Origin of the sequence: Actinophytocola xinjiangensis, from assembly GCF_001921215.1 — a bacterium.
Classification (GTDB): Bacteria; Actinomycetota; Actinomycetes; order Mycobacteriales; family Pseudonocardiaceae; genus Actinophytocola; species Actinophytocola xinjiangensis.
On the sequence record NZ_MSIF01000001.1, the window covers coordinates 566,051 to 592,448 of the forward strand.

The 26,398-nt window shown below is 72.6% G+C and carries 25 protein-coding genes; 21 read left to right on the top strand and 4 right to left on the bottom strand.

From position 1 onward, the window contains the following. Positions 1 to 36: 36 nt before the first annotated feature. On the top strand, positions 37 to 216 hold the full coding sequence (locus BLA60_RS02665; RefSeq protein ID WP_075131033.1) for a hypothetical protein: 180 nt from the start codon (positions 37 to 39) through the stop codon (positions 214 to 216). Positions 217 to 224: 8 nt separating this feature from the next. On the opposite strand, the gene BLA60_RS02670 is transcribed toward BLA60_RS02665, so the two are convergent. Both BLA60_RS02670 and BLA60_RS02675 read right to left on the bottom strand, forming a co-directional pair. Next, the gene (locus BLA60_RS02670; RefSeq protein WP_075131034.1) at positions 225 to 1,280 is read right to left on the bottom strand and encodes a glucose 1-dehydrogenase; all 1,056 of its coding nucleotides are present in this window, start codon (positions 1,278 to 1,280) and stop codon (positions 225 to 227) included. A gap of 60 nt (positions 1,281 to 1,340) precedes the next feature. Next, positions 1,341 to 1,913 carry a hypothetical protein gene (locus BLA60_RS02675; RefSeq protein ID WP_154814068.1) on the bottom strand — a complete coding sequence of 191 codons (573 nt, stop codon included), beginning with the start codon at positions 1,911 to 1,913 and terminating at the stop codon, positions 1,341 to 1,343. Between the two features lie 187 nt (positions 1,914 to 2,100). Here BLA60_RS02675 and BLA60_RS02680 point away from each other — a divergent pair, with 187 nt between their 5' ends. Next, the gene (locus BLA60_RS02680) at positions 2,101 to 3,435 is read left to right on the top strand and encodes an aspartate aminotransferase family protein (protein ID WP_075131036.1); all 1,335 of its coding nucleotides are present in this window, start codon (positions 2,101 to 2,103) and stop codon (positions 3,433 to 3,435) included. Here BLA60_RS02680 and BLA60_RS02685 read toward each other — a convergent pair. Beyond that, positions 3,432 to 4,094 (bottom strand): SDR family NAD(P)-dependent oxidoreductase, encoded by a 663-nt coding sequence (locus BLA60_RS02685; RefSeq protein WP_075131037.1) that lies wholly within the window; start codon positions 4,092 to 4,094, stop codon positions 3,432 to 3,434. The genes BLA60_RS02680 and BLA60_RS02685 overlap by 4 nt on opposite strands. A gap of 64 nt (positions 4,095 to 4,158) precedes the next feature. On the opposite strand from BLA60_RS02685, the gene BLA60_RS02690 reads away from it, so the two are divergent. The 19 genes from BLA60_RS02690 (at position 4,159) to BLA60_RS02785 (ending at position 25,484) form a co-directional block, all read left to right on the top strand. Further along, the gene (locus BLA60_RS02690; protein ID WP_075131038.1) at positions 4,159 to 4,941 is read left to right on the top strand and encodes an IclR family transcriptional regulator; all 783 of its coding nucleotides are present in this window, start codon (positions 4,159 to 4,161) and stop codon (positions 4,939 to 4,941) included. 357 nt (positions 4,942 to 5,298) lie between these two features. Next, entirely contained in the window at positions 5,299 to 6,054 is a 756-nt protein-coding gene (locus tag BLA60_RS02695) for an ABC transporter permease (protein ID WP_245811792.1), read from the top strand. Positions 6,055 to 6,083: 29 nt separating this feature from the next. Beyond that, on the top strand, positions 6,084 to 7,133 hold the full coding sequence (locus BLA60_RS02700; protein WP_084734562.1) for an ABC transporter substrate-binding protein: 1,050 nt from the start codon (positions 6,084 to 6,086) through the stop codon (positions 7,131 to 7,133). A 1-nt stretch (position 7,134) separates the two neighbouring features. After that, positions 7,135 to 8,574, top strand: a complete 1,440-nt coding sequence (locus tag BLA60_RS02705; protein WP_075131040.1) for an FAD-dependent oxidoreductase — start codon at positions 7,135 to 7,137, stop codon at positions 8,572 to 8,574. After that, positions 8,574 to 9,341: a DUF4437 domain-containing protein gene (locus BLA60_RS02710; RefSeq protein ID WP_075131041.1), complete on the top strand. Its 768-nt coding sequence runs from the start codon at positions 8,574 to 8,576 to the stop codon at positions 9,339 to 9,341. The genes BLA60_RS02705 and BLA60_RS02710 overlap by 1 nt, the downstream gene beginning before the upstream one ends. A 22-nt stretch (positions 9,342 to 9,363) precedes the next feature. Beyond that, positions 9,364 to 10,191 carry an ABC transporter ATP-binding protein gene (locus BLA60_RS02715; RefSeq protein ID WP_075131476.1) on the top strand — a complete coding sequence of 276 codons (828 nt, stop codon included), beginning with the start codon at positions 9,364 to 9,366 and terminating at the stop codon, positions 10,189 to 10,191. Then, a complete protein-coding gene (locus tag BLA60_RS02720; RefSeq protein ID WP_075131042.1) occupies positions 10,188 to 11,555 on the top strand; it encodes an MmgE/PrpD family protein in 1,368 nt (455 codons plus the stop codon). The genes BLA60_RS02715 and BLA60_RS02720 overlap by 4 nt, the downstream gene beginning before the upstream one ends. A 13-nt stretch (positions 11,556 to 11,568) precedes the next feature. After that, positions 11,569 to 12,144, top strand: a complete 576-nt coding sequence (locus BLA60_RS02725) for an ureidoglycolate lyase (RefSeq protein WP_075131043.1) — start codon at positions 11,569 to 11,571, stop codon at positions 12,142 to 12,144. Further along, positions 12,144 to 14,495: a xanthine dehydrogenase family protein molybdopterin-binding subunit gene (locus BLA60_RS02730; RefSeq protein ID WP_075131044.1), complete on the top strand. Its 2,352-nt coding sequence runs from the start codon at positions 12,144 to 12,146 to the stop codon at positions 14,493 to 14,495. Before BLA60_RS02725 ends, BLA60_RS02730 begins: the two co-directional genes overlap by 1 nt. After that, positions 14,492 to 15,304, top strand: a complete 813-nt coding sequence (locus BLA60_RS02735) for an FAD binding domain-containing protein (RefSeq protein ID WP_075131045.1) — start codon at positions 14,492 to 14,494, stop codon at positions 15,302 to 15,304. Before BLA60_RS02730 ends, BLA60_RS02735 begins: the two co-directional genes overlap by 4 nt. Beyond that, a complete protein-coding gene (locus BLA60_RS02740) occupies positions 15,301 to 15,765 on the top strand; it encodes a (2Fe-2S)-binding protein (protein ID WP_075131046.1) in 465 nt (154 codons plus the stop codon). The genes BLA60_RS02735 and BLA60_RS02740 overlap by 4 nt, the downstream gene beginning before the upstream one ends. After that, on the top strand, positions 15,762 to 16,205 hold the full coding sequence (locus tag BLA60_RS02745; RefSeq protein WP_075131047.1) for a nuclear transport factor 2 family protein: 444 nt from the start codon (positions 15,762 to 15,764) through the stop codon (positions 16,203 to 16,205). Before BLA60_RS02740 ends, BLA60_RS02745 begins: the two co-directional genes overlap by 4 nt. Next, positions 16,202 to 18,142 (top strand): oxidoreductase, encoded by a 1,941-nt coding sequence (locus BLA60_RS02750; RefSeq protein WP_075131048.1) that lies wholly within the window; start codon positions 16,202 to 16,204, stop codon positions 18,140 to 18,142. Before BLA60_RS02745 ends, BLA60_RS02750 begins: the two co-directional genes overlap by 4 nt. A 19-nt stretch (positions 18,143 to 18,161) precedes the next feature. Next, positions 18,162 to 18,515: a hypothetical protein gene (locus BLA60_RS02755; RefSeq protein ID WP_075131049.1), complete on the top strand. Its 354-nt coding sequence runs from the start codon at positions 18,162 to 18,164 to the stop codon at positions 18,513 to 18,515. Next, the gene (locus BLA60_RS46400) at positions 18,512 to 20,947 is read left to right on the top strand and encodes an MFS transporter (protein WP_154814069.1); all 2,436 of its coding nucleotides are present in this window, start codon (positions 18,512 to 18,514) and stop codon (positions 20,945 to 20,947) included. The genes BLA60_RS02755 and BLA60_RS46400 overlap by 4 nt, the downstream gene beginning before the upstream one ends. Continuing rightward, positions 20,947 to 21,780 carry a cyclase family protein gene (locus BLA60_RS02770; RefSeq protein WP_075131050.1) on the top strand — a complete coding sequence of 278 codons (834 nt, stop codon included), beginning with the start codon at positions 20,947 to 20,949 and terminating at the stop codon, positions 21,778 to 21,780. Before BLA60_RS46400 ends, BLA60_RS02770 begins: the two co-directional genes overlap by 1 nt. Beyond that, positions 21,777 to 23,225 carry an MmgE/PrpD family protein gene (locus tag BLA60_RS02775; RefSeq protein WP_075131051.1) on the top strand — a complete coding sequence of 483 codons (1,449 nt, stop codon included), beginning with the start codon at positions 21,777 to 21,779 and terminating at the stop codon, positions 23,223 to 23,225. Before BLA60_RS02770 ends, BLA60_RS02775 begins: the two co-directional genes overlap by 4 nt. Then, positions 23,218 to 24,687 carry a dihydroorotase gene (locus tag BLA60_RS02780; RefSeq protein WP_075131052.1) on the top strand — a complete coding sequence of 490 codons (1,470 nt, stop codon included), beginning with the start codon at positions 23,218 to 23,220 and terminating at the stop codon, positions 24,685 to 24,687. Before BLA60_RS02775 ends, BLA60_RS02780 begins: the two co-directional genes overlap by 8 nt. Next, positions 24,684 to 25,484 (top strand): HpcH/HpaI aldolase/citrate lyase family protein, encoded by an 801-nt coding sequence (locus BLA60_RS02785; RefSeq protein ID WP_075131053.1) that lies wholly within the window; start codon positions 24,684 to 24,686, stop codon positions 25,482 to 25,484. Before BLA60_RS02780 ends, BLA60_RS02785 begins: the two co-directional genes overlap by 4 nt. On the opposite strand, the gene BLA60_RS02790 is transcribed toward BLA60_RS02785, so the two are convergent. Beyond that, entirely contained in the window at positions 25,467 to 26,231 is a 765-nt protein-coding gene (locus BLA60_RS02790) for an EI24 domain-containing protein (protein ID WP_075131054.1), read from the bottom strand. The two genes, BLA60_RS02785 and BLA60_RS02790, sit on opposite strands and share 18 nt — an antisense overlap. Positions 26,232 to 26,398 lie beyond the last annotated feature (167 nt).

A 26,398-nucleotide genomic window follows, 5' to 3' on the forward strand; every position in this document is an offset into this window, starting at 1 on the left:
GGTAGCCGCTCAGCTGAGGGTGAGGGGGTCATCACGATGACCTGGATCAAGACCGTACTGACGCGAGTGGTGGTCGGCGAGATCGTCCACTTCACCGTGAAGGTGGCCAATCCCGAGACCAAGGTCGACCACCTGCTCGTCGTACTGGTCGTGTTCTTCGTGACCACCGCGCTGGGCGTGACGCCGGATTCGGACACCACCGGCGACCCGCGCTAGCGGGAGTCTCAGGGGTCGGTGAGCGAGATGACGGCCTTGATGTCGTCCGCCCCGGCGGCGAACGCCTCGGCGAACCGGTCCAGCGCGACCCGCCTGGTCACCAGCCGGGCCAGCCAGTCGACGTCGGCCTTGGCCAGCGCGTCGGCCGCCATCCGGTAGTGCTCCAGGTTCGCGTTCACCGACCCCACGATGACGTCGTTCTCCAGCACGACGTCCCGGTTGAGGGCACCGGCGTCCACCGACATCCGGTGCCCGGCGGTCGACACGCCGGTCAGGCAGGTCACGCCGTAGGGCGCCGTGTGCGCCACCGCGTCGTACACCACCTGACCGGCACCGGTCGCCTCGATGACGATGTCCGGCCGCAGCCGGGCGGCGACCTCGGCGGCCGGCGCGTGGTGGTAGGTCGCGCCGAGTTCCTTGACCAGCAACGGTTTGCGGCCCTCGGTGACCCGGTCGAGGACGTGCACGTCCAGCTCGCACTGGGTACCGAGCAGCGCGGCCAGCAGGCCGATCGGCCCGGCGCCGGTGACCAGCACACGCTCCGGCTCGAACCAGCCCCGCTGGCCGACCCGCAGCACCTGGTCCCACGCCTTGGCCACCACGCTCGTCGGCTCCATCAGCACGCCGACACCGGCCAGCCGGGGGTCGAGCAGTACGGCGTAGTCGACCGGCACGCACCACAGCTGGCTGCCGAACCCGTCGAGCTCCTTGATGCCGCACTCGGTGTACCGGCCGTTGCGGCACATGTCGAACTGCCCCCGCGCGCACGCCCCGCACGGCACCGGATCGGGCCGGCGCACCACCCCCACCACGAGGTCACCCTCGGTGATCTCGCCACCCGGTGGTGCCTGCAGGACCCGACCGAGTGACTCGTGCCCGATCACCAACCGCTTCCGGTCCGGAGGTGCCCACCCGTACTCGCCGTCCGCGATCTCCCGGTCCGTTCCGCACACCCCCAACGCGAGGGCCTCGACGAGGATCTCGTCGGGGCCCGGTTCGGGGTCCGGCAGCTCGGTGAGCGCCAGGGAGCCGGCATGGCCGGGCTCGATCGTCAACGCACGCATAACCGCCGGTTACCCGCTCGCGTCGGCGTCACGCCACCCGATGGACCGCCTCGGGGAAGGTCAGCCGGTACGGGTGACCGCCAGCGCGCCGCAGCTCTCGGTGAGCATGGTGCCGTTCAGCTCCGTCATGCCCTCCGCCAGCTCGCTGGTCACCTCCAAGTCGACCATGACGTAGTTCGGCGGCTGCTCGATCCACTCCTCCTGGGTGAACACCAGCCGGCTGCCGCTGTAGGCACCGAGCAGGACGTAGCTGCCGGACTTGGCGTCCGGGTTCTCCGGCAGGGGGAAGAACTCGAACGTCATCTTCAGCGTCGACTCGTCCACCGCCTCGATGGCGAGCTTCGCGCCGGTCTCGCCCTGGGCGCAGGTGTAGGCGCCCTCCCAGGTCCCGACCAGCGCTCCCAGGTCGCCGCCGCCGTCGGGCTCATCGGGCTCACCGGGCTCGCTGGTGGTGGACTCGTCGCCGTCGGGGTCCTCGTCGGGCTCCTCGACCGTGGAGGTCTGCTCGGAGTCCCCGGTGTCGGCGCCGGGGTCGGCGACCGGCGTGCCGGTGACGGGGGCGGCGCAGGCGGTGGCGAGCAGCAGCGCCGGCACCAGGGTCGCCACCCAGCGGCGACGTGCTCTGTCGGTCATCGGTCCTGGCTCCAGGCTTCGGTGTCTCCAGTGGTCGGTGACATCCTGCCTGGTGCGCCGCCGCCGCGTTCACCACATCGGCATAATCGTCAGCGTTGGGCCGCCGCGCCCGCGCCAGCGCCACGTTGACGAGACGATGCGGCTCTGAGCTGGACGGACGGGCCGGGCGGCACATACCGTCGGCCGCATGGCAGCCCCCACCTCCGCCCGCCCGTCCACCAGCTCGTTCTGGGCCGACGCCGACCGGCACCTCGTGCGCTACGCCGGCGCCGGGGACTTCACCCGGGAGATCATCGCCCGCGCCGCCGGCAGTTATCTCTACACCGAGGACGGCCGGGAGATCCTGGACTTCACCTCCGGTCAGATGAGCGCGATCCTCGGCCACTCGCACCCCGAGATCGTCGACACCGTGCGCCGCCAGGTCGGCGAGCTGGACCACCTGTTCAGCGGCATGCTCAGCCGCCCGGTGGTCGACCTCGCGCGCCGGCTGGCCGAGACCCTGCCCGACCCGCTGGAGAAGGCGCTGCTGCTGACCACCGGCGCCGAGTCCAACGAGGCCGCCATCCGGATGGCCAAGCTGGTCACCGGCCGGCACGAGATCGTCTCCTTCGCCCGGTCCTGGCACGGCATGACCCAGGCCGCCGCGAACGCCACCTACTCGACCGGCCGCAAGGGCTACGGCCCGGCCGCCCCCGGCAACTTCGCCATCCCGGCCCCCGACTCCTACCGCCCCGACATCACCAACGCCGATGGCACACTCGACTGGGAGCGCCAGCTCGACCTCGGCTTCGCCATGGTCGACGCCCAGTCCGCCGGCAGCCTCGCGGCCTGCATCGTGGAGCCGATCCTCAGCTCCGGCGGCGTGCTCGAACCGCCGCCCGGCTACCTCGCGGCGCTGCGGCGCAAGTGCCGCGAGCGCGGCATGCTGCTGATCCTCGACGAGGCGCAGACCGGCCTGTGCCGCACCGGCACCTGGTACGCCTTCGAACGCGACGGCGTCGTGCCGGACATTCTCACGCTGTCCAAGACCCTGGGCGCCGGCCTGCCGCTGGCCGCCGTGATCACCAGCGCCGAGATCGAGCGCGAGGCGCACGAGCGCGGGTACCTGTTCTTCACCACCCACGTCGCCGACCCGCTGGTCGCCGCCGTCGGCAACACCGTGCTCGACGTGCTGCACCGCGACGGGCTCGACGTGCGGGCCGCCGAGCTCGGCGCGTTCCTGCGCCGGGGCCTGGAGGGCATCGCGCGGCGGCACCCGGTCGTCGGGGACATCAGGGGACGTGGCCTGCTGGCCGGCCTGGAGCTGGTGACCGACCGCGAGACCAAGGAGCCGTCCTCCGAGCTGGGGGCGCGGGTCACCGCCCGCTGTCTGGAGCTGGGCCTGCACATGAACATCGTCCAGCTGCCCGGCATGGGCGGCGTGTTCCGCATCGCCCCGCCGCTGACCGCGACCGAGGACGAGCTGGCGCAGGGCCTGGCCGCGCTCGACCAGGCCATCGGGGACGTGGTGGCCGCCGGTTAGCCCAGCCACATCCCGCCGTTGACGTCGATCACCGCGCCGGTGACCGACGCGGCGGCGGGCGAGCACAGCCAGCCGACCGTCCCGGCGATCTCGGCCGGCTCGGTGACGTGGTCCAGCGGGATCGTGGCCCGCAGGTCGCGCATCTCCTGGTCGGTGAGCCGGTCGAGCATCGAGGTGGCCACCGGGCCGGGGGCCAGGCAGTTCACCCGCACGCCCCGGGCCGCCTGGTGCTTGGCGAGGTGGCGGGTGAGGCCGATGATGCCGGCCTTGGCGACCGCGTAGGCCGGGCCGGACAGTTCGTTGCCGCCGTGGCGGCCGTTGACCGAGCTGAACAGGACCACCGAGCCGCCCCGGCCCATCATCGGCAGTGCCTGGCTGGTCACCACGGCGGCGGTGGTCAGGTTGTCGTCCAGGACGCGGCGCCACTGCGCGAGGTCGAGACCGGTGATGCCGCCGCTGCCGACCGTGCCGGCGGCGTGCACGACCACGTCGAGGCGGGGCACGCCGGCCAGTACCCCGGCGACCGAGTCCGGGTCGGCGGCGTCGTGGCCCTCGGCCCGGTCCAGGACCACCACCTCGTCGCCCTGCTCGCGCAACCACGCGGCGCACGCCGCCCCGATACCGCCCGCACCACCGACCACCAGCGCTGTCCGATCCATGGCCGGTTTCTAGCACGTGAAGGCGGGTGCCGCGCCGGGATGTGATCACCTAGAATCCACCGCCATGGGTCCGGAGTCCGAAGACGGTGAGACCAGCAGCGGCATCGCCCGGGCGCTGCGGGTCGTTTTCGCCGTCGCCGAGTCGCCGGAGCCGGACGTCGGTGTGTCCGAACTCGCACGCACCCTCGGCTACAGCAAGACCGTCGTCCACCGGATCGTGCGCACGCTCGTGGCCACCGGGTTCTTCGTGGTGGACGAGCGGACCCGCCGCTACCGGCTGGGCCCGGGGGCGGTGAGCGTCGGGCTGGCGGCGCTGGCGCGGATGGAGGTCCCGCGCGTCGCCCAGCCGCAGATGGAGCGGCTGGTGGCCCGCACGGCCGAGACCGCGACGCTGTCGGCGCGCTACGGGGACCAGCGGATGTACCTGGCCCAGGTGCTCTCCCCGCAGGAGATCCGGATGGCCGTGCCGCTGGGCCAGCTGTTCCCGCTGCACGTCGGCGGGTCGTCGAAGGCCATTCTGGCCTCGCTGGACCCGGCCGAGCAGGCTGGCTACCTCGACCGCACGCTGACCGGAACGCTGTCGGTCACCAGCCGCGAGGAGCTCGAGGACGAACTGCGCCGGGTCCGTCGCCGGGGGTACGCGGTCAGCCGGGGCGAGCGGCAGGTCGACGCCGGTTCGGTCGCCGCGCCGGTGTTCGACGCGACCGGCCGGGTGTACGGCGCGTTGTCGATCTGCGGACCGGTCGCCCGGATCAGCGACGACAAGCTCGACGAGTACGGCGCGCTGATCATCGACGCAGCCGCCACCGTCTCAACCGGACTCGGGTACCGCCGCGTCGGCGGCTGATCGTTAACACACAAGGAATCCGCGTTACCGTCGAGTGACGCCCCTGGTCGGTCGACCGTCCACATCGCACTGAACCGGTCCAGGTGTGACCGTGCGCGCACGGTCCCCTGCGGACCGTCCGGTCATGACGAATCCACTTCGGAGCAACCTGCCGGACGGCCTTGACCGCTCTTCTCGTGCCGACCTAGCATACCGAAATCCGGTACGGCGTTCCGCTAAGCGATACAACTCGGAACGTCCAGGGTTTCCCGTGGAGGACACCGCATGGTGAGTGCGACCCAAGCCCCATCCCCGACCGAGCCGAGGGTCGGACCGTCGCCGAAGAAGCGCGACACCGGTCCCCGTTGGTTGCTGTGGGTGACGACACCGCTGATCCTGGCCGCCCTCATCGGCGCCTGGAAGCTCTACACGGTCGTCTTCGACATCGGCGAGCTGATCCTGCCGCCGCCGGAGATGGTGTGGACCGCGCTGGTCGACCTGCTCGGCCAGTCCATGATCTACGAGGCCACGTACGTCACGTTCTACGAGACGATCGTCGGCTTCGGCATCGCCGTCGTCGTCGGGGTCGTGCTGGGCATCGTGCTCGGCAAGATGCGCTCGGTGGAGCGGGTGCTCTCCCCGTTCCTGGTCGCGACCCAGGTCGTGCCCAAGGTCGCGATCGTGCCGCTTCTGTTGCTGTGGTTCGGTTTCGGCCTCTCGTCCAAGATCTTCATGGCCGCGATCATCTCGTTCTTCGTGATGATGCAGAACACGATCCTTGGCATCCGCTCGATCGAACCGGGGCACCGGGACCTGATGCGCGTCATCCAGGCCCCGTGGTGGAAGCGGGTCATCTCGCTGGACATCCCGGCGGCGCTGCCCGCCGTGCTCACCGGCATCGAGCTGGGCATCGTCTTCGCCATCACCGGGGCGATCGTCGGCGAGTACCTCGGCGGCGACGAGGGCCTCGGTGCGCTGGCCACCGTCATGCTGGCCGCGCTGCGCACCGACCAGCTGTTCGCGGTCGTCATCATCATGACCGTTCTCGGATTCCTGCTCTACGCCATCGTGGCGGGCATTCGGCGGTTCGCGATCCCCTGGCACGAGTCGTCAGGGCGTGCCACCTCCCTCTAGTCCCCACAGCAATCCTGGAGCAGTACACAATGGATCGACGTTCTTTCCTTCGCAACAGCGGTTTGTTCGCGGTCACCACGGCGGTCGGCTCGTCGTTCGTGATGGCCTGCGCGCCCTCGACCGGCAACGACTCCGGCGACCAGAACCCCGCCGACCCGAGCCTGCGCGACCTGGCGTTCGTCACGCCGTTCCAGCACATCATCAACTACGCCGACGTCTACGTGGCGATCCAGGAGGGCTACTTCGAGCAGGAGGGCCTGCGGATCGAGCCGATCGGCGGCAGCGGCACCGCCAGCTCGATCTCCCAGGTCTCCGCCAGCCAGGCCTTCTTCGGCAAGGCCGCCGCCGTGATCACCTGCCCGCTGATCGCCGACACCGGCGCCACCATCATCACCGTCGCCCAGGGTGACCAGAAGAGCCAGTACAGCGTCGCGTCCCTGCCGGACAAGCCGCTGACCCACCCGGAACAGTGGCAGGGCAAGACGATCGGCGTCATCTCCAAGGGCGGCTCGACCGAACTGCTGCTCGACGCGATGTCGGTCGCCGAGGGCCTCGACCCGACCAAGGTGCGCAAGGTCGTCACCGGCGCCGACGTCGGCTCGCTGGAGTTCCTCAACCGGGGCGAGGTCGACGGCTTCATCACCTACCTCGGTTCGGAGACCGCCTTCGAGCAGCGCGGGATCGAGCTGAACTACCTCAACACCGACGACTTCGCCAAGATGCCCGGCGACTCCTACTTCGTGAAGTCCGCCGACGTGCAGAAGGAGGGCGAGTCGATCGTCGGGTTCCTGCGGGCCTCCCGCAAGGGCTACCAGTTCCTGGAGAAGTCGGAGAACCTGGACAAGGTCCTCACCGCCGTCGGCGCCTACAACGAGGTCGAGGTCAGCGACCAGGAACTGGCCCAGCTCAAGGTCCAGGCCCAGGTTCCGTTGTGCAAGCCCGAATCCGGCGACTACCTCAGCGTCGACCTGGCGTCCTGGGAGTCGGCCGTGGAGCTGATGCGCAGGTCCGGGATCATGAAGGACACGAAGATGCCCATCGAGAACTTCGTGACCTCCGAGTTCGTGGACCAGATCTGAGTTGGGTACCACGGAGCAGGTCGACCTGCTGATCATCGGCGCCGGCACCGCCGGCCTGCCGGCGGCCATCGAGGCCGCCCGGCACGGCCTGAAGGTGACCGTGCTCGAACAGGCCGACCAGACCGGCGGCACGCTGTGGCGGTCCTGGGCCCAGCTCTCGGCCGGCGGCACGGAACTGCAACGGGCGCGCGGCATCGACGACAGCCCGGCCCAGCACTTCGCGGACGTGATGCGGATCAGCAAGGGCACCGCCGACCCGACGCTGGTCCGGCTGGCCGTCGAGCACGCCCCGCACACCGTGGACTGGCTGGTGTCGGCCGGGTTCGACATGGACCCGGACGCCCCGGCGATCCTCTACTTCCACGAGCCCTACTCGCTGCCGCGCACCTACTGGGGCCGGCGTGCCGGCCGCTCGGTGCTGGAGGTCCTGCTGCCGCGCTTCGAGCGGGCCTGCGAGGACGGCGCGGTCACCCTGCACCTCAACACGACCATGACCGCGCTGCGCACCGACGGCGCCAACCGGGTCGCCGGGGTCACCGCCACCGGCCCCGGCGGCGAGGTCATCGAGATCGACGCCGCGTCGGTCGTACTGACCACCGGCGGCTACTCGGGCAACGCGCGGCTGTTCCCCGAGCTGACCGGCGGCGCGCCGCTGGTCGGACCCGGCGCGCCGACCTCGACCGGCACCGGTCTGCTGGCCGCGCTCGAACTCGGCGCGAAGACCAGGGGCGGCGACCTGTTCCTGCCGACCTACGGCGGCGTGCTGCTGCCCGACAGTCCCACCAGGACGGTCCCGCTCGACGACTACCCGCAGCTCACCCCACAGGCAAGGCCGCCGTGGGAGATCCACGTCAACGCCAGGGGCGAGCGGTTCGTCGCCGAGGACTCGGCCAGCGTCGACGTCCGGGAGACCGCCCTGCTCGACCAGCCCGACCTGCGGTTCTGGGTGGTCTACGACGAGGCCGCCCGGCGCAAGGCCCCGCCACTGCTGCCGAGCTGGACCGAGGCCGAGCTCGACGACGCCTTCGCCACCCACCCGTCGTTCAGCCGGGCCGACACCCTGGCCGAACTGGCGGAGCTGGCCGGGGTCGACCCGGAGGGCCTGCGCACCTCGGTCGAGGAGTACAACGCGGGGGTGGCGGCCGGGAACGACCGGTTCGGCCGCGCACACCTGCCGCTGCCGATCGAGCAGCCGCCCTTCCACGCTGTGCGCAACCACGGCTCGACCCTCAAGAGCCCGGCCGGGCTGGTCGTGGACGAGAACCTGCGGGTGGTCGGTCCGGCCGGCCCGATCGAGAACCTGTACGCCGCCGGCGAGGCGCTGGGCGGCAGCACGCTGTCGGGCAAGTCGTTCGTCAGCGGGATGAGCGTGACGCCGGCCCTGTCCTTCGGCCGGTTGCTCGGCCGGCGGCTGGCCGGCGCTGACCAGGGGAGTGTCTGATGTGGAACCGACCCGACGTCGACTTCGTGCACACCGCCGACCTGCCGTGGGTCCTGCCCGCCGACGGCGAGTTCGGGGCCACCGGCGGCGGCCGCAAACGGGTGCTGTCCCGCGACCCCGGCGACGGCGCGGAGACCGCCGTTCACCGGATCGCCGACCGCTGCCGCGGCGTGCTGGCCGCCGAGGTCGACGCCTACGTGCTGGCCGGCGGCGGCCTGCTCAACGGCCGGCCGGTCGAGGTCAACGACTACCTGCACATCGACGCCGGCTCGGCCGTCGACCTGCGGCCCGGGGTACGCGGACTGGTGCTGTACTGCGGCTTCTGGGCCACGCCCGGCCTGACCGCCGGAGACGGCCCGGACGGGGTGAGCGTCACCTCGACCGAGCGTCTCACCTGGACCCCGGCGACCTGGAGCGGTGAGGTCGAACTGGCGCCGGGCGCGATGCTCAAGACCCTGCGCCACGACGACCGCGCCTACATCTACCTGGCCGCGATGATGCCCGGCTGGCGCTCGGAGGCCGAGGAGTCGCACCCGGTCTACGAGGAGTCGTTCAAGATCTACGGCGACGTGCTGATGGGCGCGCGCGGCGTGATGCGCGACGGCGCCTACTTCTTCCGCTCGCCGGACGTGTTCCACGGGCCGCTGTACTCGCGCGGCGGCACCATGTCGTTCATCCGTTCGGACGCGGCCACCACGACCGAGTACCGAGACCCACCGCCCGGCGGCGCGTGGAACGAGTTGGCGAGGCAGGCCTATGTCGACTGAGAGCACCACCCGGGAGAAGGCGATGACCGAGACCACCGACGACCTGCCACCACAGGCGGGCAGCGGCGAGGCGATCTCCGTGCGCGGCGTCGGCAAGACCTACGCGGCCGGCGCCGGCCCGGTGCGCGCGCTGATGCCCACCGACCTGGAGGTCGAGCCGGGCGAGTTCGTGGTGCTGCTCGGCCCGTCCGGCTGCGGCAAGACCACCCTGCTGCGGATGCTGGCCGGGCTGATCTCGCCGACCGAGGGCACCATCGAGATCGGCGGTCGCCCGCTGTTCACCGGCCGCGACGCCACCCCGGCGCGCGACGCGCTCGGCTCGCTGGGCTTCGTGTTCCAGGCGCCGAACCTGATGCCCTGGCGCAAGGTGTGGCGCAACATCGCGCTTCCGTTGGAGGCCAAGGGAATCGGCCGGGCCGAGCGCAAGCGCCGGGCGACCGAGCTGGCGGAGCTGGTGGGACTGGGCGAGTTCCTCGACCACTACCCCAAGCAGCTCTCCGGCGGCATGCAGCAGCGGGTCGCGATCGCCCGCGCGCTCATCCACCGGCCGTCGATCCTGCTGATGGACGAGCCGTTCGGCGCGCTGGACGCGATGACCCGCGACACGATGAACCTGCTGCTGCAGAAGCTGTGGCAGGACACCGGCAAGACCGTCGTCCTGGTCACCCACTCGATCTCCGAGGCGGTGTTCCTCGCCGACCGGGTCGTGCTCCTGTCGCACCGGCCGGGCCGCGTGCAGGACATCCTCGACGTCGACTTCCAGCGCCCGCGTGACCTGACCGTCTCCGCCGAGCCGGAGTTCGGCGACCTGGTCAGCCACCTGCGCGGACAACTCGGCGGGCAGCAGTGACAGCTGTCCCACCGACCGCCGCACTGGCCGATTTCGCCGCCGGACTGTCCTACCGGGACCTTCCGCCGGCCGTAGTCGCCAAGGCCGGTGCGCTGCTGGTGGACTTCGTCGGCGCGGCCGTCGGCGGGGCCACCACGGCCGAGGTGGCGACGATGGTCGACCTGGTGGCGGCCCGCGCCGGCCGGCCGGCCGCGACCGTGCTCGGCGCCGGGTTCGGCGCACCCGCGCCGGACGCGGCGTTCTGCAACGGTGCCGCCGCCGACGTGTTCGAGCACCAGGACGGCTACCGCTTCGGCGGCTTCCACCCCTCGCACACCCTGCCGGCCCTGCTGGCGGTGGCCGAGGAGACCGACGCCGACCTGCGTGACCTGCTGGTCGCGGCGGTGGTGGCCTACGAGGTGGCCGACCGGATCGGCCGGGCCACCCACCCGCGCGCCACCCAGGCCGGCTGGTTCCCGATCGCCGCGTCCTTCGGGGCCGCCGCCGGCTGCGCGAAGCTGCTCGGCCTGCCGGCGGAACGGATCGCCGACGCCATCGGCGCCACCGCGTTCTTCGCCCCGGCCGTGCTGATCGAGTCGATCTTCGCCGGGCCCTCGGCCAAACCGGCCTTCGCCGGGCAACTGGCCAGGGCCGGGGTCGAGGGCGCCCAGCACGCCGCCGCCGGCCTGACCGGGTGGCGGGAGGTCGTCGAGCACCCGCGCGGGCTGGTCGCCGTGCTCGGTGGCGAGCCGGTCAGCGACCTCACCGACGACCTGGGTCAGGAGTGGACGATCCTCGACGTCCACCAGAAGCGGTTCGCCGGCTGCCGGCACACCCACGGCGCCGGGCAGGCGGCCGTCGAACTGGCCGTCGAGCACGACCTCGACCCGGCCTCGGTCACCGGCGTCGACGTCGAGACCTACGACATCGCGCTGCTGCTGGTGGACCGTCCGGTCGGGACGGATCCGTCCACCGTGGCGTGCACGCTGAGCCTGCCGTACGTGGTCGGCGCGGCGCTGGCCGACCGGGACGTCGGCGGCGCCCAGTACGACCGGGCCCGGCGCACCGACCCGGCCGTGCTGCGGGTCGCCGACCTGGTCCGGCTGCGCCCGGCCCCCGACCTGCAGGCACGCTACCCCGAGTACACCGCCACCCGGGTCACCATCACCACCGCCGACGGCGCCCGGCACACCAGGACCGTGGACGTGCCGGCCGGCGACAGCCGCGCCCCGCTGACCCGCGAGCAGCTGCTGGCCAAGTTCGGCGGCTACGTGGGCACGGCGTTCGGGGAGCGGATCGCCGCCCAGACCGCCGACCTGCTGCTCGCCCCGCCGCCGGCCTCGCCGGTGCGCCACCTGACCCGCCAGCTCGCCGCCCGACCGTAGGAGACCACGCTCGATGTCCGATGTAGACACCCAGATCCACACCATCACCCCGGAGCCGGTCACCGCCGAGGCGTTCGCCCCCTTCGGCGAGGTGGTGTCGCTCGACGACACCCCGAAGCTGCCGATCGACCTCTACAACGGCCTCAACGCCATCCACGGCCCGGTCGTGCTGCAGGTCGACGAGCGGCCGGAGTTCATCCTGTTCCGGGTCGGCTACCGGGGCGGCGAGATCCGCTACCTGGAACGCCACCACGGCATGACCCAGACGTTCATCCCCCTCAACGGGGACCCGTTCGTCTCGGTCGTCGCCCCGCCCGACACCCCGCTGGTCGACGGCTTCCCTGAGTTCTCCGCGATCCGCGCGTTCCTGGTGCCCGGCGACGTGATCCTCAACATCCACCGGGGAACCTGGCACGAGCCGCCGTTCCCCACCCGTGACGGCCAGAAGTTCTTCATCACCAGCTCCCCGGGCGTCACCGGCGGCCTCCAGTCCAGCGTCGACGCCAACGGCGAGGTGCACAAGCTCGACGTCGACAAGCGCAACCCCGTGTACCGCACGGGAAAGCGCCTGCGGGTGGCGATGCCCTGATGTCGGCTCCCGCCCGGTCGGGCATCGGCGCGTCGCCGCGCAAACGCGACGGCGCCGAGCTGCTCACCGGCCGTGCCCGGTTCCTCGACGACCACCGTCCCGAGGGGCTGCTGCACGCCGCCGTGGTGCGCAGCGAGATCGCGCACGGGCGGATCCGCTCGGTCGACACCACCGCCGCGTCGGCGGCACCGGGCGTGGTGCTGGTGCTGACCGGTGAGCAGGCCGCCCGGCACGCCGGCCCGGTGCCGTACTTCATCGACCCGGCCGCCCGGGGCGGGAACCGCACCGACATCCGGTGCCTGCAGGTCGACAAGGTCGTGTACGCCGGCCAGCCGGTGGCGGCCGTGGTCGCCCACACCCGCGAGCAGGCCCAGGCCGCCGCCCGGCTGGTGCGGGTCGACCACGAGGTCCTGCCGCACGTGCTCGACGCCCACGACGCGCTCGCGCCGGACGCGCCCCGGCTCTACGACGACTGGCCGGGCAACGTCGTCATGCACAACCGCTACGGCACCGGCGACCCGGACGCACGGCTGGCCGAGGCCGACGTGGTGGTCTCCGGGGAGGTGCGGATCGCCCGCAGCACCACCGCGCCGATCGAGCCGCGCGGCTACCTAGCGTCCTGGCAGGGCGACACGCTGACCATGCACGCCTCCTGCCAGAACCCGCACCAGCTGCGCTGGATGCTGGCCACCGCACTGGGCGTCGACGAGGGCCACATCCGCGTGGTGACCGCCAAGATCGGCGGCTCGTTCGGCCTGAAGATGCAGGGCTACCCGGAGGAGACACTGGTCGCGCTGCTCAGCAAGCTGGCCGGCGCGCCGGTGAAATGGGTGGAGGACCGCCGCGAGACGCTGCTGGCCGGTGCCCGCGAGCAGACCCACCGCTTCCGCGTCGGCGCCCTGGCCGACGGGCGGATCACCGGGCTGGTCAACGAGATCGTCGCCGACATCGGCGCCCTGACCGCGCAGGCGGGGTGGGCGATGCCGAACATGTCGGCCACCACCCAGCCGTCGGGCTACCGGATCCCGGACTGCCGCATCGAGCTGGACATCGTGGTCACCAACAAGCCGCCCAACAGCGCCGCGCGCGGGTTCGGCAAGGACGCCGCGCACCTGGTGATGGAACGCGCCATGGACCTGGTCGCCCGCGAGCTCGGCCTGGACCCCGCCGACGTGCGGCGCCGCAACTTCGTCCCGGCCGGCGAGTTCCCGTACCGCACCTCCACCGGCCTCAACATCGACAGCGGCGACTTCCACGGGCTGTTGGACAAGACCCTCGACACCGTCGACTACCCGGGGGTGCGCCGCCGGCAGGCCGAGCTGCGGGAGCACGGGCGGTACCTGGGCGTCGGGCTCGGGTTCGAGCTGACCCCGGAGTCCTCCGACAGTCCCGGCACGTTCGTCTCCGGCTTCGACACCACGACCGTGCGGATGAGCGTCACCGGCATGGTCACCGTGCTCACCGGCGTCACCTCACCCGGGGGCGGCAACGACACCGGCATCGCCCAGATCGTGGCCGACGAGCTGGGGATCCCGCTGGCCTGGGTGGAGCTGGTGCAGGGCGACACCGACCGCTGCCCCAACGGTTTCGGCAACTTCAGCGGCCGCAGCATGGTCGTCGGCGGCGGGTCGGCGACGCTGGCCGCGCGGGACGTGCGGGCCAAGCTGGTGGCGGTCGGGCGGCTGCTGCTGGGCGCCGGCGAGGTCGAGGTGCGTGCGGGCATGGTGTGCGGCGACGGCCGCGAGCTCCCGGTCCCCGAGGTCGCCCGCGCCCTGCTGACCAGGGCGTTCGCCATCGGCGACATCGAGCCGGTGCTGGAGTCGACCCGCGCCTACAAGCCGGGCAACATCAACCACGTCCCGGACGAGTTCGGCCGCATCCAGCCCTATCCGACCTACTCCTCCAGCCTGCACGCCGCCGTGGTCGACGTGGACGCCGAGACCGGGAAGGTCACGCTGCTGGACTACGTGATGGCCCACGACTGCGGCACGATGATCAACCCCGCGCTGGTCGAGGGTCAGGCCAGGGGAGCGGTGGCGATGGGCCTGGGCAGCGCGCTGTCCGAGCAGCTGCGCTTCGACGCCGACGGTCGTCTGCTCAGTGACCGGTTCAAGTCCTACCTGGTGCCCCGCGCCGGTGACCTGCCGCTGCTGCGGATGGTCCACCAGGTCACGCCGAGCCCGTTCACCATGCACGGCAACAAGGGCGCCGGTGAGGCCGGTGTCGGCGGCGCCCAGGCGGCGGTCGCCAACGCCGTCGAGGACGCCCTGGCCCCCTTCGGCGTCACCGTGCGGAGCCTGCCGCTGACCCCACCGGCCGTCCTGGCCCTGATCGACGAGGTACGGCCATGAGGTTCACCCGCCCACCGGACCTCGACGGCGTGACCACGGCGCTGGCCGGCGGCGACGCGCTGGTCGTCGGCGGCGGCACGATGGTCGTCCCGGAGCTGACCCACGGCAGGGTCGACCCGCCGGCCGTGGTCGACCTGTCCCACGCCGGGCTCGACGGGCTGACCCGCGCCGGCGGCTGGGTGGTCGGCGCGATGGTGACCTACACGGCCCTGGAACGCGCGGACGTGCCGCTGCTGTCCCGGGTGGCGCGCGGCATCACCGGCGGCCCGCAGATCCGCAACCGGGGCACGGCCGGCGGTTCGGCGAGCTACGCCAACCCGTCCTCGGACGTGCCGGCCTGCCTGGTCGCGCTGGACGCGCGGCTGCGGCTGGCGTCGGTCAGGGGCGTGCGCGAGGTCGCGGCGGCCGAGTTCTTCCTCGGTGCGTTCCGGACCGTGCGCGAGCCGGACGAGGTGCTCACCGAGATCCTCCTGTCCGATGTGGATGGAAAGATCGGCTATCTGAAGTTCAAACTTGTCGAGGGCAGCTGGCCGATCGTCACCGCGGCGACGGTGGCCAGGCCGACCGCGGTGCGGGTGGTCCTCGGCGGTGCGGCTGCCGTGCCGGTGGCGGTGGAGTTGGACCCGCCACCGGCCGGTACCACCGACCCCGCCTGGCGCGCGCACGTCGCGTCGGTGGTGGAGCGGGGGATCGACGAGGCCGGCGGCGGGTGGGACGACGTGCTCGCGCCGGGTGGCTACCGGCGGCGGATCGCCCCGGTCATCGCGGCGCGCTCGGTGGCCGACGCGCTCGGGGAGGTAACGGCATGACGACCGTCCGGCTGACCGTCAACGGGGTCCAGCGCGAGATCGACGTGGCCCCGGGAACCCTGCTGGTGCACGCGATCCGTGAACAGGTCGGGCTCACCGGCACACACGTGGGCTGTCTGACCGGCGACTGCGGGGCCTGCACGGTGGTGGTCGACGGCGCCACCACCAAGTCCTGCTCGGTGCTGGCGCACAGCGCCGACGGCGCGACCGTGGAGACCGTCGAGTCGCTGGCCGACGGCGAGGAACTGCACCCGGTCCAGCGGGCGTTCTGGGACGAGTTCGGCTTCCAGTGCGGCTTCTGCCTGCCCGGCATGCTGCTCACCGCCAAGGAGCTGATCGAGTCCACACCGGACCCCGACGACGCGGACATCCACCGCGCGATCAACGGGAACCTGTGCCGCTGCACGGGGTACAACACGATCGTCGCGGCCGTGCGCCGCGCGGCCAAGGAGGCGTCGTGACCACAGTGGACCCAGCAGCGGACCCAGCAGCGGACCCGGTGGCTCTCGTCGAGGACTACCTCGCCTGCGTCGGCGCCGGCCGCCGCGCCGACGCGTCCCGGTACCTCGCCCCGGACGCCGAGCTGGTCTTCCCCGGCGGCCGGCGCTACCGCGGCCTGGACGAGCTGGCCGCCGGCTCGACCGGCCGGTACCGGTTCGTCGACAAGCACCGCGACACCTACGAGTCGCTGTCCACCCCGGACGGCGCGGTGGTGTACTCGCTGGGCCGGCTGTTCGGCGAGAACACCTACGGCGTGCACTTCACCAACGTGCGCTACGTCGACCGGTTCCGGCTGCGCGACGGGCTGATCGTCGAGCAGTGGGTGTGGAACGACCTGGCCGAGACCGGCGTGCTCGACGCGGCCACGCCCGCGGAGTTGGTCGCGGAGTTCCGTCCGTGACGGCCTACCCCCGGGTGTTCTCCCCGGTCGAGCTGGGTGGGATCACCCTGCGCAACCGGGTGTTCGTCTCGGCCCACACCACCAACTTCGGCACCGACTTCCTGCCGACCGACCGGCACGTCGCCTACCACGCCGAACGCGCCAGGGGCGGCGCCGGGCTGATCATCACCGAGCCGCTGCGGGTGCACCCGACGAGCCTGGGCCGTGCCGGCGGGCTGGCCGCCGACCCGGCCGCCCTGCCCGGCCTGACCAGGATCACCACCGCCGTCCGCGAGCAGGGCGCGGCGGTGTTCACCCAGCTCACGCACGCCGGCCGGCACAGCGAGAACGTCTTCCGCCGCTCGGCGGCCTGGGGGCCCAGCCCGCGCCGCTGGACGGCGTCGGGCGCGGTGCCGCACGCGATGAGCCGCCGCGACCTGGCGCAGGTGCGCGAGGCCTACGCCGACGCCGCGCGGCTGGCGGTGCTCGCCGGCTTCCAGGGCGTGGAGATCCACTTCGGTCACGGTCACCTGCTGCACCAGTTCATCTCGCCGCTGGCCAACGACCGTGCCGACGACTACGGCGGCAGCGAGACCAACCGGCTGCGTTTCCCGCTGGAGGTGCTCGACGCGGTCCTGGACGCGGTCGGCGACCAGGTGGTCGTCGGCGTCCGGCTCAGCGCCGACGAGCTGGTGGCCGGCGGGCAGGACCTGGACACCGGCCGGCGGATCGCCGCCCTGCTGGACGGCACCCGACCGATCGGGTTCCTCAACGTCTCGGTCGCCTCCTACACCGTGCCCTCGATCGGCCACCACGTCGCCGACCTGAGCGAGGGCCACACCCCGTACCTGAACGAGATCCTCGCCGTGGCAAGGGAATGCGCGCGGGTCCCGGTGCTCGCCGCGTGCCGGTTCGTCGACCTGGCCGACGCCGAACGCGGCCTGGACACCGGACTGCTGGCCGCCATCGCGATGACCCGCGCACACATCGCCGACCCGGCGCTGCTGGCCAAGGCACGGGCTGGCGAGGAGCACCGGATCCGCCCGTGCGTGTCGTGCAACTTCTGCATCGGCGAGATCGCCGGCCACCGGCCGATGACCTGCATGGTCAACCCGCGTGTCGGCCGGGAGGCGCAGTGGCCGGAACACCCCGGCAGCGCCGAGACTCCCGGCCGGGTGCTGGTCGTCGGCGGCGGCCCGGCCGGGCTGGAGACGGCCAGGCTGGCCGCCGAACGCGGGCACGCCGTGGAGGTGTGGGAGCGCGCGGAGGAGCCGGGCGGCCAGGTACTCACCGGTCGTCGGGGGGTCGGGCGGCGAGACCTGGACCGCCTGCGGGTGCATCAGCAGCGCCGGCTCGCCGAGCTGTCGGTGCCGGTGCGCACCGGCCGCACGGCCACCGGCGACGCCGTGCTCGCCGAGGGTCCGGACGTCGTCGTCCTGGCCACCGGCGCCCGGCACCGGCCCCGACGCGTCCCCGGCTGGGGCCGGGCGCTGACCGTCCACGACGTCCTGGCCGGACGGACCTGGACCGACGCCACCGTGCTGGTGCTCGACGACGACGGCGGCTGGACCGCAGCCTCGGTCGCCGAGACGATCGCCGCCGGCGGCGGCACGGTGCACCTGGTGTCCCCGGCCGGCACGCCGCTGTGGGGCGTCACCGAGTACAGCCGGATGACCGCCGTGGAACGCCTGCGCGCCAACGGGGTCCAGCTCTGGACCGCCGCGGGTGCGGAGATCGACGGCCCGGTAGCGCGGATCACCAGCACGCTGGTGGACACCGTCACGACCGTCACCGGCGTGACCGACGTGGTCGCGCTCGACCCGCCGGCCGCCCAGGACGACCTGGCCACCCCGCTCACCGACGCCGGCCTGACCGTGCACGTCGTCGGCGACGCGGTGGCCCCCAGAACCCTGCTGGAGGCCATGGCCGAGGCACACGCCCTCGGCCGGGCGCTCTGAGAACGGAGAGGAGATTCCCATGGCGCGCAAGCTCGTGCTGCTGACCTACAACATCAAGCCCGGGGTACCGCTGGAGGAGTACGCGGAGTACACCCGCTCGGTCGACTACCCGGTCTTCCGCCGCAACCCGGGGATCCAGAACTACGCCAACTACGTCGTGCGGCGCAACGCCCGTGGCCAGGAGTGGTTCAAACACTTCGACCTGATGTTCGTCGACGACCTGGACGCCTTCCACGCCGAGGGCAAGCTCCACCACGGCGACCCGGCCGTGCTCGAGCACGCCGCCGGCTGGCGGGACAAGTGGGGCGCCGACCCCGACAGCGGCTGGCGGACCGACGTGAACATCACCTATGCGGACGAGATCTGGGGGTGAGGGCGACCACCCGAGGGGTGGTCACGCTCGCCGTACTGATCGGTGCCGCCTACATGTTCCCGCTGTACCTGGCGGGGGCGGTCGGGGTGGCGGTGCGGGCCGACCTGGAGATCTCCGGGACCCAGCTCGGCGCGGTGGTGTCGACGTTCTTCGCCGTCGGGGCGGTGCTGCTGCCCTTCGGCGGCCGGATCGTCGACGGCATGGGGCCACGGACCTCGGCCAGGATCGCGATCGCCGGGGCGGCGGTGTGCCTGGCCGCGGTCGCGGTGCTCGGCGGGACCTACCCCGGGCTGCTGGTCGCGATGGCCGTCGGCGGGATCGGTTCGACGGTGGCCGCGCCGGTCGGCGGGATGCTGATCGCCCGGGCGGTGCCGCCGGGCCGCCGGCCGCTGGCCTTCGCGATGGAGCGCTCCTCGATCCCGGCGGCGACGCTGCTCGCCGGCGCGGCCGTGCCGACGCTGGCGGCGGTGGTGCACTGGCGGGTGGTGTTCGCGATCGCCTCGGTCCTGGTCGCCGGCATCCTGCTGCTGCCGATCCCCCAGCTGTCCACACCGGACACCCGGGCGCCGCAGGCGCCACTGCGACCGCTGGCCCCGCTGCTGCTGGTGGTGGTGATGTTCCTGCTCGCCTCGGCGGCGGCGTTCGGGCTGAGCACGTTCTTCGTCGGCTACGGCGTCCACCTGGGACTGGCGGAGGGCACGGCCGGGGTGGTGCTCGCGGTGGCCAGCGCGGCCACCATCGGCGTGCGGATGACGTTGGGGCTGCTCGGGATCCGGGTACCCGGCCGGGTGACCTCGGCGACGCTGCTGCTGGCCGGGGCGTTCGGGTTCGTGCTGCTGGCGGTGCCCTCACCGGCCGCCGCGCTGGCCGGCGCGCTGCTGGGCGGCGCGGCCGGCTGGGGCTGGACGGGGGTGGTGGGCCTGGCGGTGGTGCAGTCCCATCCGGACGCTCCCGGCGCGTCGACCGCGCTGGTGCAGGCGGGTGGTTGTGCGGGCGGGATCGCCGGTCCGCTGCTGGTCGGCGCGCTGGCCGAACGGTGGGGCTACCCGGCGGGCTGGCTCGCGTTGGCGGGGCTCGCGTTGGTCGCGGGGATCGTCGCGGCGGCCAACTCCGGCATCTGGCGATGGGTATCACACGGGGTGGCCTCGTCCGAGGTTGACCTTGTCACCGGCCCCAGCTTAACCTCTGAGCGGACCGGCGTTAGCTATATCGGAACAACGATGGAGGGGGGCGCGGTGCAGGACGGACCGCTCACCGGGGTACGGGTGCTGGACGTCTCGACGATCCTCGCCGGCCCGCTGTGCTGCCGGATCCTCGGCGACCACGGTGCCGACGTGATCAAGATCGAGCACCCGGAGGCCGGTGACGGCATGCGCGGGCACGGCCAGGCCAAGGACGGCCTTCCGCTGTGGTGGAAGGAGATCTCCCGCAACAAGCGGGCCGTCGGCCTCAAGCTGTCCACACCGGACGGTGCGGACCTGTTGCTGCGCCTGGCCGCCACCGCGGACGTGCTGGTGGAGAACTTCCGCCCGGGAACCCTGGAACGCTGGGGGATCGGCCCGGACCGGCTGCACGAGGTCAACCCCGGCCTGGTGATCGTGCGGGTCACCGGCTTCGGCCAGACCGGGCCCTACGCCGGCCGCGCCGGGTTCGGCACGCTGGCCGAGGCGATGAGCGGCTTCGCCCACCTCACCGGCGAGGCCGACGGCCCGCCGACCCTGCCCGCCTTCGGCCTGGCCGACAGCATCTGCGGCATCGCCGCCGCCTCGGCCACCTCGATGGCGCTCTACGCCCGCGAACGCAACGGCGGGCGCGGCGAGATCATCGACATCAACCTGCTCGAACCGATCATGGACGCCGTCGGCCCCGGTGCCACCGTCTACCAACAACTCGGCATCGTGGGGGAGCGGCACGGCAACCGCTCCACCAACAACGCCCCGCGCAACACCTACCGCACCAGCGACGGCCGCTGGGTCGCGGTGTCCACCAGCGCCCAGCGCATCGCCGAGCGGGTACTGGAACTCGTCGGCCACCCCGAGGTGATCACCGAGCCGTGGTTCGCCACCGGCGCCGGTCGCGCCGAGCACGCCGACCTGCTCGACGGCCACGTCGGCGACTGGATCGCCGCCAGGACCGAGGCCGAGGTGACCGCCGCGTTCGAGGCGGCCGGTGCGGCCGTCGCCCCCGTCTACAGCGCCCGCGACCTCGTCGAGGACGAGCACGTGCGCGCCACCGGCATGCTCACCACCGTCCCCGACCCCGACTTCGGCCCACTGCTCATGCACAACGTGATGTGGCGCAGCACCGGCGCCCCCGGCCGGATCCGGTTCACCGGCCGCGCCCTGGGCGCCGACACCGACGACGTTCTGACCGAACTCGGCGTCCAGGCCGACGAACTGGCGCGGCTGCGCGCGGACAAGGTCGTGGCCTGATGACCGCAACGATCACCAGGACCCTGCTCGACGCGGTCGCCGCCGGGCTGACCGTGCACGACCTCGGCCGCCCGCTGACCGTCGGCATGCCGCAGTCGCCCAACCACCCCGCCTACTGGCACGCGCTGCCCCGCCGGCACGGCGACATGGTGCGCGCCGACGGCGGCTCGGCCGCCAACGACATGATCACCATGGGCACCCACGTCGGCACGCACATCGACGCCTTCGCCCACGTCTCCCACGACGGCCGGCTGCTCGACGGCTCGGACGCCGTCGCCGCCGGCCGGGGCGGCAAGTTCGTCGAACTCGGCGCGCACACCATCGCGCCGATGGTCCGCCGGGGCGTCCTGCTGGACGTGCCGGCCACCCTGGGCACCCCGCAGGGCTGCCCGGCCGGCTACGAGATCACCCCCGACGACCTCGCCCGCACCGAGAAGAACCAGGGCACCCCGGTCCGCGACGGGGACGTCGTGCTGATCCGCAGCGGCTGGGGCCGGCTGTTCGCCGACCCGAACCCGTTGACCTACCAGGGAAAGGACACCGGCGTGCCCGGTGTCGGCGCCGAGGGCGCCACCTGGCTCGCCGACCGGGGCGTGCACGCCGCCGGCGCCGACACCATCGCCTTCGAACGGCTCGCGCCCGGCAACGGCCACGCGGTGTTACCCGCGCACCGGGTCCTGCTGGTGGAACGCGGCGTCTACATCATCGAGGCGCTCGACCTGGAAGGCGTCGCGGCCGCCGGCGTGCACGAGTTCCTGTTCGTGCTCTCCCCGCTGCCGCTGTTCGGCGCGACCGGCTCCCCGGCCCGCCCGCTGGCGGTGGTCGGCGCATGACCACCGTGGACACCCCGACCCTCGCCGAGCGGCTGGCGGCCTTCGCGGCCACCACCCTCGCCGACGGGCCGCCGCCCGAGGTCGTGGCCAGCGTGCGCCAGCGGGTCCTGGACGTGCTCGGGCTCTGCGTCGCCGCGCGGGGCCTGCCGACCAGCGCGGCCATCGCCGGGCACGTCGCCGAGCAGGGCGGCACCGCGCAGGCCAGCGCGGTCGGCCTCACCGACCGGGTGCCGGCCGCGAGCGCCGCGTTCGTCAACGGCGTCCTGGCCCACTCCCTCGACTACGACGACACCCACCTGCCGTCCGTGGTGCACCCCAGCGCGGCGGTCGTGCCGGCGGCGCTGGCCGCCGGGGAGGCCGCCGGGGCCAGCGGCCGGGACACCGTCGCGGCCATCGCCGTCGGCCTGGAGATCGCCGTACGCCTGGGCATGGCCGGCTACGACAGCGAACTGGGCAACTCCGTCTACTTCGAACACGGCCAGCACGCCACCTCCATCTGCGGTGCCATGGGCGCGGCCGCCGCCAGCGCGCTGCTGTTCGGCCTCGACGAACCCGGCGTGCTGCACGCGCTGGGCGTGACCGCGTCGTTCGCGTCCGGGGTGATCGAGGCCAACCGCACCGGCGGCACCGTCAAGCGGCTGCACTGCGGGTGGGCCGCCCAGTCCGGGGTCACCGCCGCCGGCCTGGTGCGCCGGGGGTTCACCGGCCCACCGACCGTCCTGGAGGGCCGGTTCGGTTTCTTCCAGGCGTTCCTGCGCGACCAGACCGACCTCGACCAGGTCACCGACGGGCTCGGTACCGAGTGGTCGGTGCCCGGGATCTTCTTCAAGCCCTACCCGGCCAACCACTTCACCCACACCGCCATCGACGCCGGGCTGGCGCTGCGCGCCGACGGCGTGCCGGTCGACCCGGCGCGGCTCGCGTCCATCGAACTGCGGGTGCCGGCCGCGGTCATCCGCACCATCGGCCAGCCGATCGAGGTCAAGCGCGCCCCGGCGACCGGTTACCAGGCCCAGTTCTCCGGCCCCTACGCCGTGGTCACCGGGCTGCTCGGCGGCTCGGGCCTGGGCGCCGGCCTGGCCGACTACACCGACGCGTTGGCCACCGACCCGCTGCGCCGCGCGCTGATGGCCAAGGTCGACGTCGTGCCCGACGACCGGTGCGACGCGATCTTCCCCTACCAGTTCCCGGCCGTCGTGGTCGTGCGGGACACCGACGGTCGCGAGTGGACGGCCGAGGTGCTCGCCAACCGGGGCGGCCCGCGACGGCCGCTGTCCGAGGAGGAACTGGGCACCAAGTTCACCGACAACGTGGCCGGCCGGCTCACCCCGGCCACCGCGGCGACGATCAGGGACCTGGTCGCCACCCTGGACACCCTGCCCGACCTCGGTGCCGTGCTGCGCCCCCTCACCCGCCTTGAGTCCACAGGAGCCGATGATGACTGAACAACTGGACCTGCTCGTCAGGAACGTCCGCGTCGTCCGCCACGACCGGCCCGAGCCCGAGCGCGCCGACCTCGGCGTGCGTGACGGCACGATCGTGCGGGTGGCCCCCGGCCTCGACCCGGCCGGCGCCACGCGGGTCGTCGACGGCGGCGGCAAGCTCGCCTTCCCCGGTGTCGTCGACGCCCACCAGCACTGGGGCATCTACAACCCGCTGCCCGTCGACGCCGGCACCGAGAGCCGGGCCTGCGCCCAGGGCGGGGTCACCTCCGCGCTGAACTACATGCGCACCGGCCAGTACTACCTCAACCGGGGCGGTGCCTACCGGGAGGTGTTCCCCGAGGTGCTGGCCGAGACCGCCGGCCGGTCCTACGTCGACTACGCCTACCACCTGGCGCCGATGATGCGTGAGCACATCGAGGAGATCCCCGAACTGGTCAGCGAGCACGGCGTGACCTCGTTCAAGGTGTTCATGTTCTACGGCAGCCACGGCCTGCACGGCCGCTCCGCCGACCAGAACTCGTTCCTGATGATCCCCGAGGGCGAGCGTTACGACTACGCGCACTTCGAGTTCGTGATGCGTGGCATCCAGGCCGCGCGTGAGCGGTTCCCGGAGCTGGCCGACGAGATCTCGTTGTCGCTGCACTGCGAGACCGCCGAGATCATGACCGCCTACACCAAGCTCGTCGAGCAGGACGGCACGCTCACCGGCCTGGCCGCCTACAGCGCCGCCCGCCCGCAGCACTCCGAGGGCCTCGCGGTCTCGATCGCCTCCTACCTCGCGCACGAGACCGGCCTGCCGACGATCAACCTGCTGCACCTGTCCTCGGCCAAGGCGATGGACGCGGCGCTGCGGATGGCGACGGCCTTCCCGCACATCCGGTTCCGCCGCGAGGTCACCGTCGGGCACCTGCTGGCCGACATCGACACCGCGTCCGGGATCGGCGCCAAGGTCAACCCGCCGATCCGCCCGCGCGAGGACGTCGAGGCGCTGTGGGGCCACGTGCTCGCCGGTGAGGTCGACTGGGTGGTCTCCGACCACGCGTGCTGCCGCGACGAGCAGAAGTTCGGCGACCCGCGCGAGGACGTCTTCCTCGCCAAGTCCGGCTTCGGTGGCGCCGAGTACTTGCTGCCCGGCCTGGTCACCGAGGGCACCAGGCGCGGCCTGCCGCCCGGTGAGATCGCCCGGCTGACCGCGTGGAACCCCGCCGAGCGCTTCGGCCTGCGGACCAAGGGCGCGCTGGGCGTCGGCTTCGACGCCGACATCGCGCTGGTCGACCCGGACACCACCTGGACCGTGCGCGCCGCCGACTCCGAGTCCACCCAGGAGTACACCCCGTTCGAGGGCTTCTCGATGACCGCGGCGGTCACCGACACGTTCGTCCGGGGCCACCAGGTGTTGGCCGCCGGCAAGGTCACCGGTGAGCCCGTCGGGCAGTACCTGCGGCGGCCGACCGGCGTATGACCCCCCGCAGCTACCTCTACGTCCCCGGTGACCAGCCGGACAAGCTGGCCGGCGCCGGGCGGCGTGGCGCCGACGCGCTGATCGTCGACCTGGAGGACTCGGTCGCGCCGGGTCGCCGCCCGGCGGCCCGGTCCACAGTGGCCGAGCACCTCACCGGCGCCGTGGCGTGGGTGCGGATCAACGCCGACACCGCCGCCGAGGACCTCGCGGCGATCGCCGGCCGGCCGGGTCTGGCCGGGGTCGTCGTGCCCAAGGCCGAACCGGAGCTGCTGGCGGAGGTCGACGCGCTGCTGTCGGGCCACCCGGACCTGCCGGTGCTGGCGCTGCTGGAGACCGCCAGGGCGCTGCGTCGGCTGGACGAGGTCGCGGGGGCGCCCCGGGTGGTGCGCCTGGGTATCGGCGAGGCCGACCTGGCCGGCGAGCTGAACCTGCGGCCCGGCCCCGACCGTGAGGAGCTGTGGCCGATCCGGTCGGCGGTCGTCGTCGCCTCGGCGGCGGCCGGTCTGCTGCCGCCGGTCGGTCCGGTCGACACCTCGGTCCGTGACCTGTCCGCGCTGCGGCGCACCACCGAACTGTTGCTGCGTCAGGGTTTCCGTGCCAGGACGGCGATCAGTCCGACCCAGCTGGCGACGATCAACGAGGTTTTCACGCCCACCGAGCAGGAGGTGGCCGCCGCGCGGGACGCGGTGGCCCGCCTGGCGGCCGCACCCTCCGGCGTCGCCCTGGACGCGCGGGGTCGGATGCTCGACCCGGCCGTGGTCCGCGCCGCCAACGAGGTTCTAGGCCGCGCCCGCTGACACGGCGTTGGCCTCCGGCAGGACCTCCCGGGCGATCAGCACGCCGCCGACGAACGCCACCGGCATCACGATGATCGCGGCGAACGGGATCAGGCACAGCAGCGTGGTCGTCAGCCCGAGCCCGAGGGCCAGGCCGCGCCGGGTGCGCAGCAGCTTGCGGCCCTGGGTGAGGTCCAGGCCATGACGGTAGAACGACACCGCCGCCAGCTCCAGCGCCAGGAACCACGCGGTCACCAGCATCAGCAGGACCGGCACCACCGTCTGACCCAGGACCGGGATGAACCCGGCGATCAGCAGCGGGATCGTGAACAGCAGCGACCGCAGCACGAGTGCGAGACCGTCGCGTAACCCCAGCCACAGCAACCGTCCGCCGGACAGCTCGACGCGCCCCGGCGGGTCACCGAGGCCCTCGGCGACCTTCTCGGCGATGGACTCGTAGAACGGGCCGCCGATGGCGAGGGTCAGCGCCATGAAGCTGATCATGCCGATCACCAGCGACGCCGCGACCAGCGTGACCCCGACCAGGACCCGCACGACCGCCCGCAGACCGCTGGCCCAGTCGTCGGCGAACGGTGTGACCAGCGCGGCCAGGTCGTCGATCCGCAGGATCAGCGCCACCATGCCGCCGAGCAGCAGCAACGCGGTCAGTACCGCGGGCGCCGCGCCCAGCAGCAGCAGTCGGGGTGACCGGAGCATGATGCCCAGTCCCTGGCCGAAAAATCGGACACCAGTCATGAAATCTCGCACGGGGAACTTTCTACCAGTATGGCGCCTGGGCCAGGGCGGCGGAGCACCCACGGTGTCCGGTTCGGATCGGTGCGGGCCGGAGTGGCATTCCTATAAATGAGGGCCGGGCTTACTTCGAATGGGCCAGCGACCCTTTTCGTGCATTTGGCGTACTTTCCCGTGGTTAA

Excerpts from the sequence above, each read along its gene's own strand:
- BLA60_RS02775 (WP_075131051.1), top strand. The coding sequence starts at position 21,777 with ATGACCACCGTGGACACCCCGACCCTCGCCGAGCGGCTGGCGGCCTTC.
- BLA60_RS02770 (WP_075131050.1), top strand. The coding sequence starts at position 20,947 with ATGACCGCAACGATCACCAGGACCCTGCTCGACGCGGTCGCCGCCGGG.
- BLA60_RS02710 (WP_075131041.1), top strand. The coding sequence starts at position 8,574 with ATGTGGAACCGACCCGACGTCGACTTCGTGCACACCGCCGACCTGCCG.
- BLA60_RS02675 (WP_154814068.1), bottom strand. The coding sequence starts at position 1,913 with ATGACCGACAGAGCACGTCGCCGCTGGGTGGCGACCCTGGTGCCGGCG.
- BLA60_RS02670 (WP_075131034.1), bottom strand. The coding sequence starts at position 1,280 with ATGCGTGCGTTGACGATCGAGCCCGGCCATGCCGGCTCCCTGGCGCTC.
- BLA60_RS02740 (WP_075131046.1), top strand. The coding sequence starts at position 15,301 with ATGACGACCGTCCGGCTGACCGTCAACGGGGTCCAGCGCGAGATCGAC.
- BLA60_RS02755 (WP_075131049.1), top strand. The coding sequence starts at position 18,162 with ATGGCGCGCAAGCTCGTGCTGCTGACCTACAACATCAAGCCCGGGGTA.
- BLA60_RS02785 (WP_075131053.1), top strand. The coding sequence starts at position 24,684 with ATGACCCCCCGCAGCTACCTCTACGTCCCCGGTGACCAGCCGGACAAG.
- BLA60_RS02780 (WP_075131052.1), top strand. The coding sequence starts at position 23,218 with ATGACTGAACAACTGGACCTGCTCGTCAGGAACGTCCGCGTCGTCCGC.
- BLA60_RS02700 (WP_084734562.1), top strand. The coding sequence starts at position 6,084 with ATGGATCGACGTTCTTTCCTTCGCAACAGCGGTTTGTTCGCGGTCACC.
- BLA60_RS02680 (WP_075131036.1), top strand. The coding sequence starts at position 2,101 with ATGGCAGCCCCCACCTCCGCCCGCCCGTCCACCAGCTCGTTCTGGGCC.
- BLA60_RS02690 (WP_075131038.1), top strand. The coding sequence starts at position 4,159 with ATGGGTCCGGAGTCCGAAGACGGTGAGACCAGCAGCGGCATCGCCCGG.
- BLA60_RS02735 (WP_075131045.1), top strand. The coding sequence starts at position 14,492 with ATGAGGTTCACCCGCCCACCGGACCTCGACGGCGTGACCACGGCGCTG.
- BLA60_RS02715 (WP_075131476.1), top strand. The coding sequence starts at position 9,364 with ATGACCGAGACCACCGACGACCTGCCACCACAGGCGGGCAGCGGCGAG.
- BLA60_RS02685 (WP_075131037.1), bottom strand. The coding sequence starts at position 4,094 with ATGGATCGGACAGCGCTGGTGGTCGGTGGTGCGGGCGGTATCGGGGCG.
- BLA60_RS02730 (WP_075131044.1), top strand. The coding sequence starts at position 12,144 with ATGTCGGCTCCCGCCCGGTCGGGCATCGGCGCGTCGCCGCGCAAACGC.
- BLA60_RS02725 (WP_075131043.1), top strand. The coding sequence starts at position 11,569 with ATGTCCGATGTAGACACCCAGATCCACACCATCACCCCGGAGCCGGTC.
- BLA60_RS02665 (WP_075131033.1), top strand. The coding sequence starts at position 37 with ATGACCTGGATCAAGACCGTACTGACGCGAGTGGTGGTCGGCGAGATC.